General features: G+C 64.8%; 18 protein-coding genes. 11 read left to right on the forward strand and 7 right to left on the reverse strand.

The features are described from left to right. Positions 1-125: 125 nt before the first annotated feature. Both AC1DQQ_RS18885 and AC1DQQ_RS18890 read right to left on the reverse strand, forming a co-directional pair. Entirely contained in the window at positions 126-599 is a 474-nt protein-coding gene (locus AC1DQQ_RS18885; RefSeq protein ID WP_478046328.1) for a methyltransferase family protein, read from the reverse strand. A 22-nt stretch (positions 600-621) separates the two neighbouring features. Further along, the gene (locus AC1DQQ_RS18890; RefSeq protein WP_478046330.1) at positions 622-1,515 is read right to left on the reverse strand and encodes an NAD(P)/FAD-dependent oxidoreductase; all 894 of its coding nucleotides are present in this window, start codon (positions 1,513-1,515) and stop codon (positions 622-624) included. A 106-nt stretch (positions 1,516-1,621) separates the two neighbouring features. Here AC1DQQ_RS18890 and AC1DQQ_RS18895 point away from each other — a divergent pair, with 106 nt between their 5' ends. After that, positions 1,622-2,269 carry a TetR/AcrR family transcriptional regulator gene (locus AC1DQQ_RS18895; RefSeq protein ID WP_478046331.1) on the forward strand — a complete coding sequence of 216 codons (648 nt, stop codon included), beginning with the start codon at positions 1,622-1,624 and terminating at the stop codon, positions 2,267-2,269. Positions 2,270-2,678: 409 nt separating this feature from the next. Here the strand turns inward: AC1DQQ_RS18895 and AC1DQQ_RS18900 are convergent, their stop codons facing one another. Beyond that, entirely contained in the window at positions 2,679-3,353 is a 675-nt protein-coding gene (locus tag AC1DQQ_RS18900; RefSeq protein WP_478046333.1) for a hypothetical protein, read from the reverse strand. 140 nt (positions 3,354-3,493) lie between these two features. Between AC1DQQ_RS18900 and AC1DQQ_RS18905 the strand changes: the two genes are divergently transcribed. After that, complete coding sequence (locus AC1DQQ_RS18905; RefSeq protein ID WP_478046335.1) at positions 3,494-4,288, forward strand: class I SAM-dependent methyltransferase; 795 nt, start codon at positions 3,494-3,496, stop codon at positions 4,286-4,288. A 12-nt stretch (positions 4,289-4,300) separates the two neighbouring features. Here the strand turns inward: AC1DQQ_RS18905 and AC1DQQ_RS18910 are convergent, their stop codons facing one another. Then, positions 4,301-5,752, reverse strand: coding sequence for a serine hydrolase domain-containing protein (locus AC1DQQ_RS18910; RefSeq protein ID WP_478046337.1), 1,452 nt, complete (start codon positions 5,750-5,752; stop codon positions 4,301-4,303). A gap of 170 nt (positions 5,753-5,922) precedes the next feature. Here AC1DQQ_RS18910 and AC1DQQ_RS18915 point away from each other — a divergent pair, with 170 nt between their 5' ends. Genes AC1DQQ_RS18915 through AC1DQQ_RS18930 form a run of 4 tightly spaced genes read left to right on the forward strand, consistent with a single transcriptional unit; the run spans position 5,923 to position 9,843 of the window. Further along, positions 5,923-7,059, forward strand: coding sequence for a PepSY-associated TM helix domain-containing protein (locus AC1DQQ_RS18915; RefSeq protein WP_478046339.1), 1,137 nt, complete (start codon positions 5,923-5,925; stop codon positions 7,057-7,059). Then, a complete protein-coding gene (locus tag AC1DQQ_RS18920) occupies positions 7,056-8,096 on the forward strand; it encodes an isocitrate/isopropylmalate dehydrogenase family protein (protein WP_478046341.1) in 1,041 nt (346 codons plus the stop codon). The genes AC1DQQ_RS18915 and AC1DQQ_RS18920 overlap by 4 nt, the downstream gene beginning before the upstream one ends. Further along, complete coding sequence (locus tag AC1DQQ_RS18925; protein WP_478046343.1) at positions 8,093-9,454, forward strand: NAD-dependent succinate-semialdehyde dehydrogenase; 1,362 nt, start codon at positions 8,093-8,095, stop codon at positions 9,452-9,454. The genes AC1DQQ_RS18920 and AC1DQQ_RS18925 overlap by 4 nt, the downstream gene beginning before the upstream one ends. Further along, positions 9,451-9,843: a cupin domain-containing protein gene (locus AC1DQQ_RS18930; protein WP_478046344.1), complete on the forward strand. Its 393-nt coding sequence runs from the start codon at positions 9,451-9,453 to the stop codon at positions 9,841-9,843. Before AC1DQQ_RS18925 ends, AC1DQQ_RS18930 begins: the two co-directional genes overlap by 4 nt. Before the next feature lie 165 nt (positions 9,844-10,008). On the opposite strand, the gene AC1DQQ_RS18935 is transcribed toward AC1DQQ_RS18930, so the two are convergent. Then, positions 10,009-10,428, reverse strand: a complete 420-nt coding sequence (locus tag AC1DQQ_RS18935) for an Lrp/AsnC family transcriptional regulator (protein ID WP_478046346.1) — start codon at positions 10,426-10,428, stop codon at positions 10,009-10,011. A 119-nt stretch (positions 10,429-10,547) separates the two neighbouring features. On the opposite strand from AC1DQQ_RS18935, the gene AC1DQQ_RS18940 reads away from it, so the two are divergent. Next, entirely contained in the window at positions 10,548-11,609 is a 1,062-nt protein-coding gene (locus AC1DQQ_RS18940; RefSeq protein ID WP_478046348.1) for an ornithine cyclodeaminase, read from the forward strand. 112 nt (positions 11,610-11,721) lie between these two features. Further along, complete coding sequence (locus AC1DQQ_RS18945) at positions 11,722-11,886, forward strand: hypothetical protein (protein ID WP_478031569.1); 165 nt, start codon at positions 11,722-11,724, stop codon at positions 11,884-11,886. A gap of 24 nt (positions 11,887-11,910) precedes the next feature. Here AC1DQQ_RS18945 and AC1DQQ_RS18950 read toward each other — a convergent pair whose 3' ends face one another. After that, on the reverse strand, positions 11,911-13,197 hold the full coding sequence (locus AC1DQQ_RS18950) for an MFS transporter (RefSeq protein WP_478031570.1): 1,287 nt from the start codon (positions 13,195-13,197) through the stop codon (positions 11,911-11,913). A gap of 419 nt (positions 13,198-13,616) precedes the next feature. On the opposite strand from AC1DQQ_RS18950, the gene pgsA reads away from it, so the two are divergent. Genes pgsA through AC1DQQ_RS18965 form a run of 3 tightly spaced genes read left to right on the forward strand, consistent with a single transcriptional unit; the run spans position 13,617 to position 14,865 of the window. Continuing rightward, positions 13,617-14,168 (forward strand): CDP-diacylglycerol--glycerol-3-phosphate 3-phosphatidyltransferase, encoded by a 552-nt coding sequence (pgsA, locus tag AC1DQQ_RS18955; protein ID WP_478031571.1) that lies wholly within the window; start codon positions 13,617-13,619, stop codon positions 14,166-14,168. Next, positions 14,168-14,428, forward strand: a complete 261-nt coding sequence (gene moaD, locus AC1DQQ_RS18960; protein WP_478031573.1) for a molybdopterin converting factor subunit 1 — start codon at positions 14,168-14,170, stop codon at positions 14,426-14,428. Before pgsA ends, moaD begins: the two co-directional genes overlap by 1 nt. After that, a complete protein-coding gene (locus AC1DQQ_RS18965; RefSeq protein ID WP_478031575.1) occupies positions 14,425-14,865 on the forward strand; it encodes a molybdenum cofactor biosynthesis protein MoaE in 441 nt (146 codons plus the stop codon). Before moaD ends, AC1DQQ_RS18965 begins: the two co-directional genes overlap by 4 nt. Before the next feature lie 229 nt (positions 14,866-15,094). Here AC1DQQ_RS18965 and AC1DQQ_RS18970 read toward each other — a convergent pair whose 3' ends face one another. Next, complete coding sequence (locus AC1DQQ_RS18970) at positions 15,095-15,724, reverse strand: fasciclin domain-containing protein (protein WP_478031577.1); 630 nt, start codon at positions 15,722-15,724, stop codon at positions 15,095-15,097. Between the last annotated feature and the right edge of the window lie 14 nt (positions 15,725-15,738).

Genomic DNA, 15,738 nt, shown 5'->3' on the forward strand with positions numbered 1-15,738 from the left:
AATCAGGGTATTCTATGGGAGGCCGGGTGGGGGAGTGGGCCGGCACCGCTACCGTTTCAGCTTTGCTGAAACAAACTCTAGTGCTGGTTCATCAGAAGGCCCCGCAGGCGGCAGCGGCGGAATAGTCAGAGCCAGCGGCGAACCTCGGCCTTGTAGCGGCGGTAGTCGTCGCCGAACTTCGCCTCGAGATAGCGCTCCTCGCGGGCGATCACCTGCGTCTGGATCGCGATCAGCACCAACGGGAGCAAGGCGAGGGCAATCGGCCCGTCGAAGCCGATCGCAAGGCCGGCATAGACAAGCGCCATGCCGAGATACATGGGATTGCGGGTCCACCGATAAGGACCGGTCGTTGCGATGAGGGTCGTTGGCTGCGCCGGCGGAATGTTGGTGCCCAGCTGCCGGAACAGCCCCGCTGCGGCAAGCATCATCGCCGCGCCGGCAACGAACAGCAGCGCGCCCGTCGCGAGCAGCAACCGCCAGTCGATGCCGAAAGAGCGCAGGACGACGAACCGCTCCGCCGCCAGCCCCAACAGCAGCGCTCCCAGATAGACGAAGGGCGGAGGGAAGCGCACACCCGCGCTGTCCGGTTCGACGGCCATGCTCATCCTCCAATCTCTGCTCTCAAACCAGCATCGACTGTTGGGCGAAGATGCCCGCCATCGCGCCTTGCCATGATGCCGTGGTGACCGAGGGCAAGACGGGGTTGGTGAGGTCGCCCGCGGCGTAGATGCCGGGCATGCTGGTTTCGCGGCGCTCATCGACCTTGAGGACGATGCCGAGGGGCGTATCGACCGTGGCGAGGCCCAGTGATTCATGCAGGCTTGCCGACGGCTTGTTGCGCGGATGCGCGAACAGGATGTCGACCGCAACCTTGGATCCGGTATCGAGCATGACGATGGCATTATGGTCCCCGAGATGGGCGATTTCGGCGATCCGGCCATCGACGACAGGTATACCGCGGCGCGCCAGATCGGCCCGGACATCGGATGGAATTTCGTGACCATCGGCCAAGACCGTCAACGTGTCGGTCCAATCGTGAAACAGCCTGACCTGATTGTGCGACTGTGGGCCGGACCAGACGAGACCCCAATGCTGGCCGGCGACTTCGAAACCGTCGCAATAGGGGCAGGGCACGATGGACCTGCCCCAGCCTTTGGCAAAGCCCTGAACATCGGGCATCTGGTCGACGACGCCATAGCTCAGGATCAGGCGGCGCGCCCCAAGGCGTTCGCCATCGTCAGTGATGACAGAGAAATCGTCGATGGTGCCGGAAACGCTGTCGGCCCGGGCATTGACCAGCCTGACCGTGGGATAGCGCGCCAACTGCTGCCGCGCCTCGGCCAGGATTTCCAGCGGTGGCTTGTGATCGTGCCCGAGCAGGCCATGCGAGTGGCCGGCGAAGCGATTGCGCGGCAGGCCGGTATCGAGAACGGTGACCTTGCGGCGGGCACGGCCGAGCTGCAGGGCGGCGGCGAGGCCGGCAAAGCTGCCGCCGATGATGATGACGTCATCCATGGTGATGGGCTCCGAGTTGTGGCTGTGCTGGGCCTGGCTTGCACATTTTAGAAACTGTGTGGTATCGTAATGAATGATTTGGATACTGTCAAGTACTGGAATTGTCGTGACCGAAAGCAACCAGGCCCGGCGCGGCCGGCCCGCCAACGAGGCGCTTGGCCAAACGATCGTCGATGCCGCGTACGAACTTTTTGTGGAATTGGGTTTTCAAGCGACGACCTTGGACAAGGTCGCCCAGCGGGCGAAGATATCCAAGCTCAGCATCTATCGGCACTTCGAGAACAAGGAGGCGCTGTTCAGCGCGGCCATGGCGGCTCGCTGCCAACAGTTCGTACCACAGGCCTTTTTCGAAGGCGTCGACGGTTCGGCCGAAGACCAGCTCATGGCGGCGGGATCGTCCCTGCTTCGCACATTGTTGCGCTCGGATGTCCGCAGCGTCGAAGCCATGGTCATGGCCGACAAGACGAATCAAAAGTCGCTCAGCAAGGTCCATTACGAAGCCGGCCCCGCCCATGTCGTCGCCCAAATCGAGGGCCTGTTGCGTCAGTTACACGCGAAGGGGGCGTTGAACGTGCCCGACCCTCTCCAGTCCGCCCGCTTGTTTGCCGCGCTTTTCAAGGGATCCGATCTCCTGCTTATCGCACGCTTCGATGAGGAGAGAGCAGCGGACGACACCGAAATCGAATCCTATTGCCGGTCGGCCGTCGCCATGTTCATCGCGGCGCACGGTGGCGACGACCATGCGGGCGGATAGCCCAGACGGGGATGGGTTCGACTAGATCGAGCGCTCCTACAACCCGAGGCGCTGACACTCGACACTGGGCTATCTGGGCCCCGTGGAATATGAAGAGCGATGATGGAGGCAAGGCCGATGGGTGACAACCAGATACGGTTCGATGACGGTGCGCCTATGAGCGCATGATGGGCGCATGGAGTCGCTTGGTCGGTGAGGACTTCGTCGATTGGCTGGCGCCCGCCGCCGGGCTGCGCTGGATAGACGTTGGCTGCGGCAACGGTGCCTTTATCGAGTTGCTGGTCGAGCGTTGGAATTACGGTGACGGGTGCGACAATACCGAATTATCTTTTAGGGATTTATGCTCCCGTCACCGTGATTCCAAGAAAATTGGATAGCGCGAATTCGTTCGCCCGGGATCGACCCGCGATCATCGAGGATTCCGCTCCACCGAGAAGGCCTTCGTTGCCCGTTCGATCAGCCCCTTCTCAAGGGGCGCCCAGCTCGCGTTCGGCTTGCCGTCGGTCGTCAGTTCCGCGAGCGTCTTGCCGGTCGGCGCCAAGTCCTCGCTGTAGATGAGCATCAATTCGTCGCGTCCATGGCCGGTGCCCTTGGGGTCGTCGAGCAGCTGCACCATGCGCAGGCTCATGACTCCAGGCGACGCCGTGTAGCCGGCTCGGCTGAGGATTGCTCGGACATGCTCGGTGTCCGACCCGGGCCGGGACGGTGAGGAGGTCGAAGACGGCCCCCCGCGCAGCCAGGTCGTCGTGCCCCACTGCTGCGTCCGCCGGTCGCTCGTGTAATCGTGTGCGAGATCCGGCTTGCTCGGCAGATAATGTTCGAACTGGATCCAGTAGAGCCTCGTCAGGTGCTTCTTCGCGTCGGCCTCGGCGAACACATGCACTTCAGCATCGGCAACGCCGTCGAGGTCGAAACGGTCGCTGCCGACGTAGGTCGCGGTCTTCGGCACGCGGACAATGATGTGCTCGGCGGCGTTCGCTACGGAATGCGCCCGGACCAATGCCGACGGCGGCGGCACGGACTGGGCGGAAGCGACTTCGGCTGCGGCGAGCACCGCCGCGATGACCGTCGAGAGTATCGCCATTTCATCCCTCCTGAAGGCTACTGTTATACTGCAACAATACAGTGCCACGCTGGGTTATCAAGATCTGCGATCTCGCAAAGCTGTCGATCCCAGTTGTTGCTCTCCACCTGGATATGAGCGATCCCTTACGGATGGAGGCCATGACGATGGGCGACAACCAGATACGGTTCGATGATGGCGCGGCCTATGAGCGCATGATGGGCGTGTGGAGTCGGCTGGTCGGTGAGGACTTCGTCGATTGGCTCGCGCCCGCCGCCGGGCTGCGCTGGATAGACGTTGGTTGCGGCAACGGTGCCTTTACCGAGTTGCTGGTCGAGCGTTGCGCGCCGTCGGAGATTGTCGGTGTCGACCCTTCGGAAGGGCAGCTCGCTTTCGCACGCGCTCGTCACCGGGCCGGGATTGCCAAGTTCCTGCAGGGCGATGCTACCGCGCTACCGGTTGACGACCATAGCTTCGATGCCGCGGTCATGGCGCTGGTCATCTTCTTCGTGCCTGATCCGGCAAAGGGCGTGGCCGAGATGGTGCGGGTAGTGAAACCCGGCGGCGCGATTTCGGCCTATGTCTGGGATCTGCTCGAGCCCGGCGGATTTCCGATGGCCGCGCTCCAGGAAGAGATGCGCTCGTCAGGCATCCAGCCCTTGCTGCCGCCAAGCGCCGAGGTGTCGCGCATGGATGCGCTTCGTTCGCTATGGCTCGATGCTGGCCTGACCGATGTCGCGACGAGCGAGATCACGGTATCTCGCACTTTCGAGGATTTCGACGACTTCTGGGGCTCGGTCGAGATCGCCATCGGTATGACCCAGGCCACCCGCGACATGAGCGATAGTGACAAAGCGGGGCTGAAAGCCCGTATGCGCACTCGTGTGCGATCGGACAGCGCGGGCCGCATTACCTATTCGTCGCGGGCAAACGCCGTGACGGGCCGCGCGAAATAGCGCCTCCTCGGCCTAACTCGCCCGCACCGCCGTCATCGTCGGCCAGGCGCGGGCGCCGGAGTTGATGTTGACCGAACGGTCCATTGTCAGCCGGTCGCTGTCGACCTCGAATACGAACGTGTCGCGGAATGCCGATTCCAGGAAGTGGACGACCAGTTCGATCCTGTTGGTGGCGATCCAGCGAAGCGCGGCCGCGATCGGCAAGCCCTCCATGCGATAGCCGTGGTGAAGGTCGGCGCCGGGCAGATAGGCGGGGGCGATCGTCCAGCCATCGCGCCCGGCGGTCAGGCGATGCTCGCCTTCGCCGTCGCTCAGCGTGATGCGCGCTTCGTCTGGACCGAAGTCGAAGGCCAGCCCGGCCAGCCCCTTGTCGTTCGGCGCCATCGTCCAGCGCCCGGCGAAAGCCGTGGGATCGATCGGTGCGGTCGAGACGAAGGAGGGGCGCTCGCTCCATCCCTTTAGGCGTTCGGCCAACGCGGCATCGGAGGCGGCATCGGTGCCGTTCCTGAACGCGGCGGGAAAGTGCCGATCGAGATACGGCGTCACGACCTTGCTCTCGTCCATCGCGGCGTTGAAAGCGAGGACGGCGTTCGATCCCGGAAACACCCGGACCATCTGGACGAACACGCCGAGCATGGCGAAGTAACCGTCGCCGACCACCCAGTGATAGCCATATTGATCGCCCGGCTCCCCGGCATGGATCCGGGTCGCCTCGGCCACCCAGCGTTCGGACAGGATGCGCTGGCCCTGCCACAGGCCGCGTTGCGCGTGCAGGATGCCAAGCTTCAGGCCGTCGGCGGTGGTGAAGCTGATCCCATTGCCGCCGGGGTTGATCCCGTCGGGGCCGACATCCCAGCGGATATTGGTGATGCCCAGGGGATCGAACAGCCGCGGTTTCAGATAGTCGAACGTCGTTTGTCCGGTAACGCGCGTGACGATCGCCGACAGCATGTAGCTGGCCGCGCTCGAATAGACATAGGTGGTGCCCGGTTCGTGATCGAACGGGATGCGGAAGAATTCGGCGATCCAGCTGGTGGCGATGCCGCGCCAGATCGATCCCGACACTTCGGTGCCCTGGCCCGAGCGCATCGTCAGCAAATCCTCGACCGTCATCCGCGCCGCCGGGCTATCGGGATCGAGCGTTACTTCGGGAAAGAGCGGCGCGACTTTCTGGTCGAGCGTCAGCCGGCCGGCATCGACCAGCATGCCGATCGCGCAGGCAGTGACGCTCTTGGTCATCGAATGCGTCATGCGCAGCCGGTCGCCGCTATACGGCCAATGCCAGCCCTCCGCGACCACCACACCGTCGCGCCACAGCATCAGATTGTGGAGCTCCAGCCCGGCCGCTTCGACATCGTCGATGAACCCCAGGATTTCGCGCGAATCGACCCCCGCGCTCGACGGCGAGCCGCGGCGCAGGCCGTCCGGGGAAGGGGTTGCAACAGACGGAAGAGAAGAGGCCACGAAGGGGTCCCGGACAGGGGCTGAAGGGTCTCGAACGGTTACCGTCCGCCCGGTCCATCGTCAATGATTTTGTATTATTCTTGTCAATAGTTCAAAATTTGCCTATCGACCGCGAACGGGCTCGGGCGTCGTCTCGCGCCTGTTCCGACTCTCTGTCTTTTGGGTGCGGCGTGATCCGAAAACCAACCTATCTGAAATGGCACCGCTGGCTCGGCCTGACGGTCGGGCTGTTCCTGATGGTCCAGGGACTGACCGGCGCGATCATGGCGTTTCGCGATGCGCTCGAGCCGGTCGTGGTGCCGTCGCTGATCGTAGCGGAGCGTCCGGCGCGATTGCCGGTCCAGGGTCTGCTCGACGCATTTCATCGCGCGCACCCCGATGCCGAGCTGACGCGCGTCGAATTTCCCGATGCCGCGAACCAGGCAGTGATCGTCAAATCGACCATCAAGAAAGCGCGCTGGCTGACCGCGATCGATCCGTTCGACGGTCATGCCGTCCATGACGGCACCGCCACCGCCTGGCCGCTCGAGTTCATCTTCAACATCCACGAGCAATTGCTGTCGGGGCCGATCGGGGAGACGCTGATCGGAATTGAGGGCGTCTCTCTGCTGTTCCTGACGATCCTGGGCTTTTCCTATTGGTGGCCCGGCCGAAAGCGACTGAAGCAGGGGTTCCGGGTCAAGCTCGACGGCAACAATGATCTGCGCTGGCGGACCTTGCACCGCGCGGTCGGCGGCGGGGTCGCGGTGATCCTGCTGATGTCGGCGACCACCGGTGTGCTGATGGTGTGGAAGGAACAGGTCCGCGCCGGAATGAACCTGGTGGCGACAACCGAGAGCCGCCCGTCACCCAAGGTCGCCAAGAGCGACGGCGCGACGATGGTGCCGGTCGATCCGCTGATCGCGCGGGCCAAGGCGGCCTATGGCGACACGCCACTTCGCCAATTGCGCTTTTCGAGTGGCGGCCGCGTCGTCGCGGTGTTCCTGGGCAGCAATCATACGATCCGCGCCGACGGTACCAACCAAATCTATTTCAACCGCTATGACGGCCGCGAGCTCGCCCATTACATTGCGGGCAGGCAATCGGGCGGGGCCGAGTTCCTCGACTGGGTCTACACCGTGCACACCGGATTGTGGGGCGGAGCGGTGACCCAAGCGATCATGCTGCTCACCGGCCTCACTTTGTTCGGCATGGCGCTCAGCGGATTGTGGCTGTGGTTCACGCGCACGCGGCGCGAGCGGGCGCGCAAAGCCGCGCGCGCCCAAGATCAACGGGAGAAAGTTGCGATGAAGGTTGTCGGTCAATGACGCGATTGCTGGTGTTGCCGGGCGACGGGATCGGGCCCGAGATCACCGCCGCGACGATCACGGTGGTCCGGGCGGCGGCGGGGGAGGGTGTGACGTTCGAGGAGATGGCGATCGGCGAGGCGAGCCTGGCGGCAGCGGGCTCGACCCTGCCAGAGGCGGTGATGACGGCAGTGCCGCAAGCCGATGGCGTGATCCTGGGGCCGGTGTCGCACTACACCTATCCCGCCGGTCAGCCCAATCCGTCGGCGGCGTTGCGCACCGGGTTCCAGCTCTACGCCAATGTCCGGCCGTGCCGGTCGCGCGAAGGGCTGAGCATCCTGCGCCAGCCGATGGATCTGGTGATCGTGCGCGAGAATACCGAAGGCTTCTATGCCGACCGCAGCATGTATGCCGGCCCCGGCGAGTTCATGCCCGATGCCGACAGCGCTTTCTCGATCCGCAAGATCACCGCGTTGGCCTCGCGCCGCGTGGCGCGCGCGGCGTGCGAGATCGCGGCGGCGCGGAGCGGCAAGCTGACCGTGGTGCACAAGGCGAACGTGCTCAAGCTGACTGACGGCCTGTTCCTGCGCGAAGTGCGCGCGGTCGCAGCCGACTTCCCGACGGTGACGCTCGACGAGGTGATCGTCGATGCCGCCGCGGCGTTGCTGGTGCGCGATCCGGCGCGGTTCGACGTGATCGTGACGACCAATATGTTCGGCGACATCCTGTCCGACGAGGCATCCGAGCTGAGCGGCAGCCTGGGCCTGGGCGGGTCGATCAACGCCGGCGATGATATCTGCGTCGCACAGGCGCAACACGGCTCGGCGCCCGATATCGCGGGCAAAAGCGTCGCCAACCCGACTTCGCTGATCCTGTCGGCAGCGATGCTGCTCGACTGGCTGGGGCGACGCAAATCGGACGTGGCGTTGACTGCCGCCGCCGCGCGGATCGAGCGCGCGGTCGATCGCGTGCTCGACGATCCGCAGAGCAGGACGCGCGACGTTGGCGGTCCGCTCGGCACCGATGCCTTCGCGCAAGCGGTGGTCGCCGCGCTATGAACGTGACGATCAACCCCGCGACCGGCGAGACCATCGCCGAATTCGCGCTTCACGATGGCCGCGCGGTCGATGCCGCGCTCGATCGCGCCGTCGCCGCGCAGCAAGCGTGGCGCTGGACGTCGCATGACCACCGACGCGATCTGCTCAAGCGACTTGCTGCCGGTTTCCGTCGCGAACGCGACGCGCTGGCCGCGCTGGTCACCGAGGAGATGGGCAAGCCAATCGCCGAGGCACGTGCCGAGGTCGAGAAATGCGCGCTCAATTGCGATTTCTACGCTGATGCCGCGGCCGGCATGCTGGCCGATGCCCCGGTCGCCGGCGCGCCGGGGGCGTTCGTCGCTTATGAGCCGCTCGGCGTGGTGCTGGCGATCATGCCGTGGAATTATCCGATCTGGCAGGTCGTGCGCTTCCTCGCGCCCGCCTTCGCCGCCGGCAATGGCGCGATCCTCAAGCATGCCGCCAACGTCCCGCAATGCGCGATGGCGATCGAGCGGATCGTCGCCGAGGCGGGGGCGCCCGAAGGGCTATTCGCCAGTTTGCGCGTCGAGCCCGAGACGGTCGGCCGGTTGATCGCCGATCCGCGCATCGCCGCGGTCACGCTGACCGGATCGACCCAGGTCGGGATGATCGTCGCGGGGCAGGCGGGCCATGCGCTCAAGAAGCAGGTGCTCGAACTCGGCGGGTCGGACCCGTTCGTTGTGCTCGCCGATGCCGATATCGAGAGTGCCGCGGCGATGGCGGTGACCGCGCGCTTCACCAATGCCGGGCAGAGCTGCGTCAACGCCAAGCGCTTCATCGTCGATGCGAACATCGCCGACGACTTTGTCGAGGCCTTCGCGGCCAAAGCGAGCGCGCTGGTGCTGGGCGATCCGACTGCCGACAGCACCACGCTGGGGCCGCTGGCGCGCGCCAATCTGCGTGCGGCGATCGCCGATCAGGTCGAGCGCAGCGTCGCGGCCGGCGCGCGCGCGGTGATCGGCGGCGCGGCGGGAGAGGGGGCAGGGTTCTTCTATCAGCCGACTATCCTCGATCGCGTCGTGCCGGGCATGGCCGCATTCGACGAAGAGACGTTCGGCCCTGCCGCCGCGATCATCCGGGCGCGTGACACCGAGGAAGCGGTGGCGCTCGCCAACCGCACCGCGTTCGGGCTCGGCGCCTCGATCTGGACGCGCGATACGCAGCGCGGGCTCGATCTCGCGCGGCGGATCGATGCCGGCGCGGTGTTCGTCAACGCGATGGTCGCGTCCGACCCGCGCGTCCCGTTCGGCGGGATCAAGGCGTCCGGTTACGGCCGCGAACTCGGCGACCTGGGCTTACGCGAATTCACCAACGCCAAGACCATCCGGAGCGCCGCATGACCCCGATCGTCCTCACGCCCCAAGGCCTGCCGGTCAAGGATCGCGGCGGCGGCATCGTCACCACGCCGTTGGTCACTGCCGGCCGCGGATCGCGCGCGATGCTGACTGGCATCACCAGGATCGCGCCGGGTGCGGCGGTGCCGCTCCACACGCATAATTGCGAGGAATGCGTGGTGGTGCTGTCGGGGAATGGGGTCGCGCATATCGACGGGGCGGACCATCCCGTGGCGCCCAACGACACGAGTTGGATCCCGGCGGAAATCCCGCATTGCTTTCGGAATATTTCGGACAGCGAGGAGATGGCGATCTTCTGGACCTATGCCTCGATCGACGCGACACGGACGATCGTCGCGACCGGGGTGACGACGCGGATCGACGAGGAGCGGTAACGGGGTTCGATTTATCCCTCTCCCGCTTGCGGGAGAGGGAGGGGCCCGCCGCGAAGCGGTGGGAGGGTGAGGGTCTTCTTACTTCTTCTCGAATTCCAGCCGCTTGGAAGAAGAAAGAAGACCCTCACCCAACCCTCTCCCGCGAGCGGGAGAGGGCTTTCCCCCTCAAGCCGAACTCAGCAACAAACTCGTCTCGCTGTTCAGCACGCCGTCGATCAGCCGCACCTCGCGCAGCACGCGGTCGAAATCGCCCAGGCTGTCGGCGCGCAATTCGGCGATCAGGTCCCAGCCGCCATTGGTGGTGTGGAGCGTGTGGAGTTCGGGAATTTCCTTCAGATTGCGGATCACCGCGCTGGTGGCGCGGCCCGCCACTTCGATCATCATCACGGCGCGGATGCTCGATGTCTCGTCGCGCGCGCGGACAGTGAAGCCCAGGATCGTGCCGTTCTCGACCATCCGCGCGACGCGCTTCTCGGCCGTCGCGCGCGAGATGCCGATACGGCTCGCGAGTTGCGCCATCGGCGCGCGGCCGTCTTTGCGCAATTCGGCGATCAGCCGCCGGTCGGTCGAGTCGAGCTCCTGCATGATCGATATGCTCCTTGCGGCTGAGCATTCTGCTCCATCGTTGTATTTTTATCCAGCGATAATGCAATTATGCGCAGCGGTTCGCCTGCCTAGCATCCTCGCTCGAAAGGATGAGGATCATGCGCTTAGTCGAGGTAGGTCACGTCGTCGAACTGGTCCGGCGCAAGGGGCTGGGCAATCTGCTCCGCGAACTCGCCGATTATATCGCCGCCGATTACGGCCGCTGGCCCGAATTCGACAAATCGCCGCGCTATGCCAGCCATTCGCCCGGCGGGGTGATCGAGCTGATGCCGATCGCCGACAAACAGGATTTCGGGTTCAAATATGTCAACGGCCATCCCGCCAACCAGGCGGCGGGGCTGCAGACCGTGACCGGGTTCGGGGTGCTGGCCGATGTCGCGACCGGTTATCCGCGGTTGATCGCCGAGATGACGATCATGACCGCGCTCCGCACCGCGGCGATGTCGGCGCTGGCCGCGACCTATCTCGCCCGGCCCGGGGCGCGGACGATGGCGATCATTGGGCTGGGCGCGCAGTCGGAATTCCAGGCGGAGGCGTTCCGCGCCTTGCTCGGTATCGACCGCTTGCGCATCTACGACGTCGATCCCGCCGCGACCGCCAAGTTCCGCGCCAACATGGCCGGCCGCGATTTCGCTATCACCGTCACGCCGTCCGCGCAGGAAGCGGTCGAGGGTGCCGACATCGTCACCACGGTGACCGCGGACAAGAAGCGCGCGACGATCCTGTCGGACAACATGATCGGCTCGGGAATCCATATCAACGCGGTCGGCGGCGATTGCCCGGGCAAGACCGAATTGCAGGAGGCGATCCTCGACCGCGCCAGCGTGTTCGTCGAATATCTGCCCCAGACGCGGATCGAGGGCGAGATCCAGCAGAAGCCGGCCGACTTTCCGGCAACCGAATTGTGGCGCGTGATCGCCGGCGAAACGCCGGGCCGCGCGCATCGCGACGAGATCACCTTGTTCGATTCGGTCGGTTTCGCGATCGAGGATTTCTCGGCGCTGCGCTATCTCGACGACGTGGTGGGCGAGGCGGGCCTCTACAGCACGATAGACCTGCTCGCGCGGCCGAGCGATCCGCGCGACCTGTTCGGCGTGCTTGCCGCAGCCGGATCGACGATGGCGGGCGACACCGAAACCGTGCTTGCTCGCCAAGCGTGAGTATCGCCCGACGGCTGGCAGAAAGTTCCTTCCGCGACCGTCCCATTCACGGACAGTGGTTAACCAATCTTAACGATGGCCGAAATCGTAAACGGCGCGTTAACTGCTGCCTATGCCAGGGTATCTCGAAATCGCCCCGCGTGGGGCCAGCCATTCCTTCCGCCGCCGGCTCGGCCTTGGCGGGGAGACGTTGCGACGTAATGACGATGGCGACCTGAAGCTCTTCGTTATGAGCTTCACCGCCTTCTTCATCTGCATCTACACGCTCATTCTCTGATCGCCCGCGCTGGCGGGCCTCCGCTCAGTCGCAGGCCTTGTGCAGCTTCTGCGCGAGCCAGGCCGATATCGGACACATCGCGGCGACGACGAACAGCATATTGGTCGGGGTCACCCCGGCGTGCGACAGCGCGGTGACCATCGCCGCGCCGATCGCCATCGATCCCGAATTGACCACATTATTGGCGGCGACCGTGCGCGACGTCTCGTCCTTGGTCACCGTGGTGGTCAGGAAGGCGTAGAGCGGCACGACGAACATCCCGCCAAAGATAGCGATCCCCATCAAGGCGCCGATCACCAGCAGCGCGCGCGGCATCGCGATGAATTCGAGCCAGCCGTAATAATGGCCGACCGCGGGCGGCCACGTCTTGCACAGGAGCGAGAACAAAACGACGAACGCGCCCATGATCAGCACCGAGGCGGGGCCGTATTTGGCCGAGGTATGGCCCTTGAGCAGCGAGTTGATCGCGACCGATCCGATCGCGATGCCGATCGAGAATAAAGCGGTCAGTAAGGTCGCGACATGCTTGTCGGCGGTCAGCACGTTCTTGGCCAGCGGCGTGAAGATGATGATCAGCACCGCGCCCATCGTCCAGAAGAAGCTGATCGCGCAGATCGCCAGGAACAGGCGGGGGATGTGCATCGTCCCGCTGATCAGCCGCCACGAGGCGGTGAAGGGGTTGTAGTTGATCTTGAGCTCGGGCCCGACGCGGGGAGCCGGGGGGACCTTCCGTCCGGCGAACCAGCCGATCGCCGCGACGACCAGCGTGCCGATGACGGCATGTTCAACCTTCATGAAGCCGGCGAGCACGGTACCGAGCAGGATCGCCAGATAGGTCGCCGATTCGACCAGCCCGGTGCCGCCCAGCACTTCATCCTCTTCGAGATGCTGCGGCAGGATCGCGTATTTGATCGGGCCGAAAAAGGTCGAATGGATGCCGAGCGCCAGCACCGCGGTCAGCATGAACGCCATGCCGATGGCGGTGTGGCCCGCTTTGGCGAGCAATAGCCCGCCGCCGCCGACCACCATGATGACGATTTCCGCAGTCTTGACGATGCGGATGATCTTGCTCTTGTCGTTGGCATCGGCGAGCTGGCCGGCAAGCGCGGACAGCAGAAAGAAGGGTACGATGCTGATCGCGGTGGCAAGCGCGGTGAAGCTCTGTTCGTACTGTGGGTTGTTGTAAATCTGATAAACCACGACGATGACCATCGCCTGTTTGAACAGATTATCGTTGAAGGCACCGAGGAACTGCGTGACGAACAGCGGCAGGAATCGGCGCTCCTTCAACAAGCCGAGCGCACTATGCATTACGAGTTTGGGGCCCCGTCGTGGCGAAAGAAGCCGGTCCCTTAGCGGAGGGGCATAGGCCGCGACAATCGTTCAATTGGTAAATGTGGTTTGGCGTCCTGAAATCGCCGCTAGCGCTCGATTGCGCCCGGCCCCAACACACCCTTCGCTTCCGCCGTCATGCCGGCCCTGTGCCGGCATCCACCGTGCCGCGCATCCAGCGGCCGTTGGTCAGGTACCACGGTGGATGCCGGGACGAGCCCGGCATGACGAAGGTGGACGCGGAATCACCTCGATAATGAGCGGCGTATTCCCGGCGTCGAGGGGATGCGAAATGCGACAAACGAGCCAGTTCACCACGCAAGCTCGATAGGCGATTGCCTCCACCGCTCGATCCGGGGCGTTGCCGGTTCCCGCCGGGCGTCCTAGGGATAACGATCATGTGGACGCTCCCCAACATCCTTACCCTGTCGCGCATCCTCGGCGTGCCTTTGCTCGTCGCCTTTCTGTGGTGGCCGGGCTGGGAGCTCGGCTATGCGTTCGCCTTCGTCCTCTACGCGCTGATCGCCTTGACCGATTATCTCGACGGTTATCTCGCCCGCGCCCAGGGGACGGTGTCGAAGCTCGGCGTCTTCCTCGATCCGATCGCCGACAAGATCATGGTGGCGGCCGTCATCCTGATGCTGGTCGCGACGCGCGACATCGGCGGCTGGCATGTGATCGCGGCGATCATCATTCTGGCGCGCGAGATCATGGTGTCGGGATTGCGCGAGTTCCTCGGCGGCCTGCAAGTCTCGGTCCCGGTGTCGCAGCTCGCTAAATGGAAGACGACGCTCCAGCTCGTCGCGCTCGGCGCGATGATCCTGGCAGGGGCGCTCCCTGGCTGGCCGATCGTCCATAGCATCGGCCTGGTCGCTTTGTGGGGTGCCGCCGCGCTCACCCTGGTCACCGGGTGGGATTATCTGCGCGCCGGCCTGAAGCACATGGACTGATGGCGGCGATCGACCTGCTCTATTTCGCCTGGGTGCGCGAAAGCATCGGGACCGGCCACGAACGCGCGACGCCCCCAGCCGAGATAGCCGACGTCGCCGGGCTGATCGACTGGCTCGCGGCGCGCGGCGGCGGCTATGCCGAAGCGCTCGGCGACAAGACCAAGCTCAGGGCGGCGGTCGATCAGCTGTTCGTGCCGCTCGACGCGTCGATCGTCGGCGCGCGCGAAATCGCCCTGTTTCCGCCGGTGACCGGCGGATGATCCGGGTTCTCGTCACCGATGCGGCGATCGACGTCGCCGCCGAACTGGACTCACTCGAACGCGCCGGAGGCGGCGCGGTGGCGACGTTCACCGGACTGGTGCGCGACGATAACGGGGTGGAGGAACTGTTCCTCGAACATTATCCCGACGCCACCGATAAGGCGCTGCGCGACCTGGCGGCGGAAGCAGTCCAACGCTGGTCGCTGGCGGCGGCGACGGTCATCCATCGCGTCGGCGCGATGAAACCGGGCGAACGCATCGTCTTTGTCGGCACCGCGGCGGCCCATCGCGCCGGGGCGTTGGAGGCGTGCGCCTTTTTGATTGACCGGCTCAAGACCGACGCGCCGTTCTGGAAGCGGGAGACGCGTGGCCAGGACGCGCGCTGGGTCGGCGAGCGCGACAGCGATCTTCACGCCGCCGACCGCTGGAAACAGTGACCGCGGCTATTGAAGATATGTTCGGGCCATTCCCTCCTCGTCATGCCGGCCCTGTGCCGGCATCCACTGTGCCGCACATCCATCAGCCGTTGGGTAAGCGGCGCGGTGGATGCCGGCACAAGGCCGGCATGACGGTGGAAGCCAATCGTGGCAGCCTCACCGCCATACCGGTCCTTATGCGATAGCCCCTCCTGGCGGGAGGGGATTGGAAGGCTGATTTCTGCCGAGATCAGTTCAGCTTGGGCAGCAGCACGCCGTTGACGACGTGGACGATGCCGTTCGACTGGTGGACGTCGGGCGTCTCCAGATAGCTGACATTGCCGTTGACGCTGGTCAGCGTGACGACGTTATTGCCGGTGATCGTCACCTTGAGCGGCTGGCCGGCGACGGTGGTCAAGGTAGCGGTGCCGTTGCCGGCGGTGATCTGCGCCTTCAATTGGGTGAAATCGATCGTGCCGGGTACGACGTGGTAGGTCAGCACCTTGGCCAGCAGCGCCTTGTTCTCGGGCTTCATCAGTTGCGCGAGCGTGTCGGGCGGCAGCCGGGTGAAGGCGTCGTCGGTCGGTGCGAACACGGTGTACGGCCCGGGACCCGACAAGGTGGCGGTCAGGTCCGCGGCGGTGATCGCCTTGACCAATGTCGAGAGGTTGGGCGCGGCGGAGGCGTTGGCGATGATGGTCTTGCTGGCGTCCATCGCCGCGCCACCAACCGAAGGATTAGGAGCGGCTGCAGCTGCGGGAGCAGGCGCTGTGGTCTGAGGTGCTGGGCCGGCCGGCGGAGCGGCAGGCGTGGTCTGGGCGAAGGCGGGAAGGGCAAGGACCGGCGCGAGAGCAAGCGCCGGGATACGTAACAGCTTCATTCTATGAGCATCCT

This window comes from Sphingomonas sp. P4_G3, from assembly GCF_056401105.1.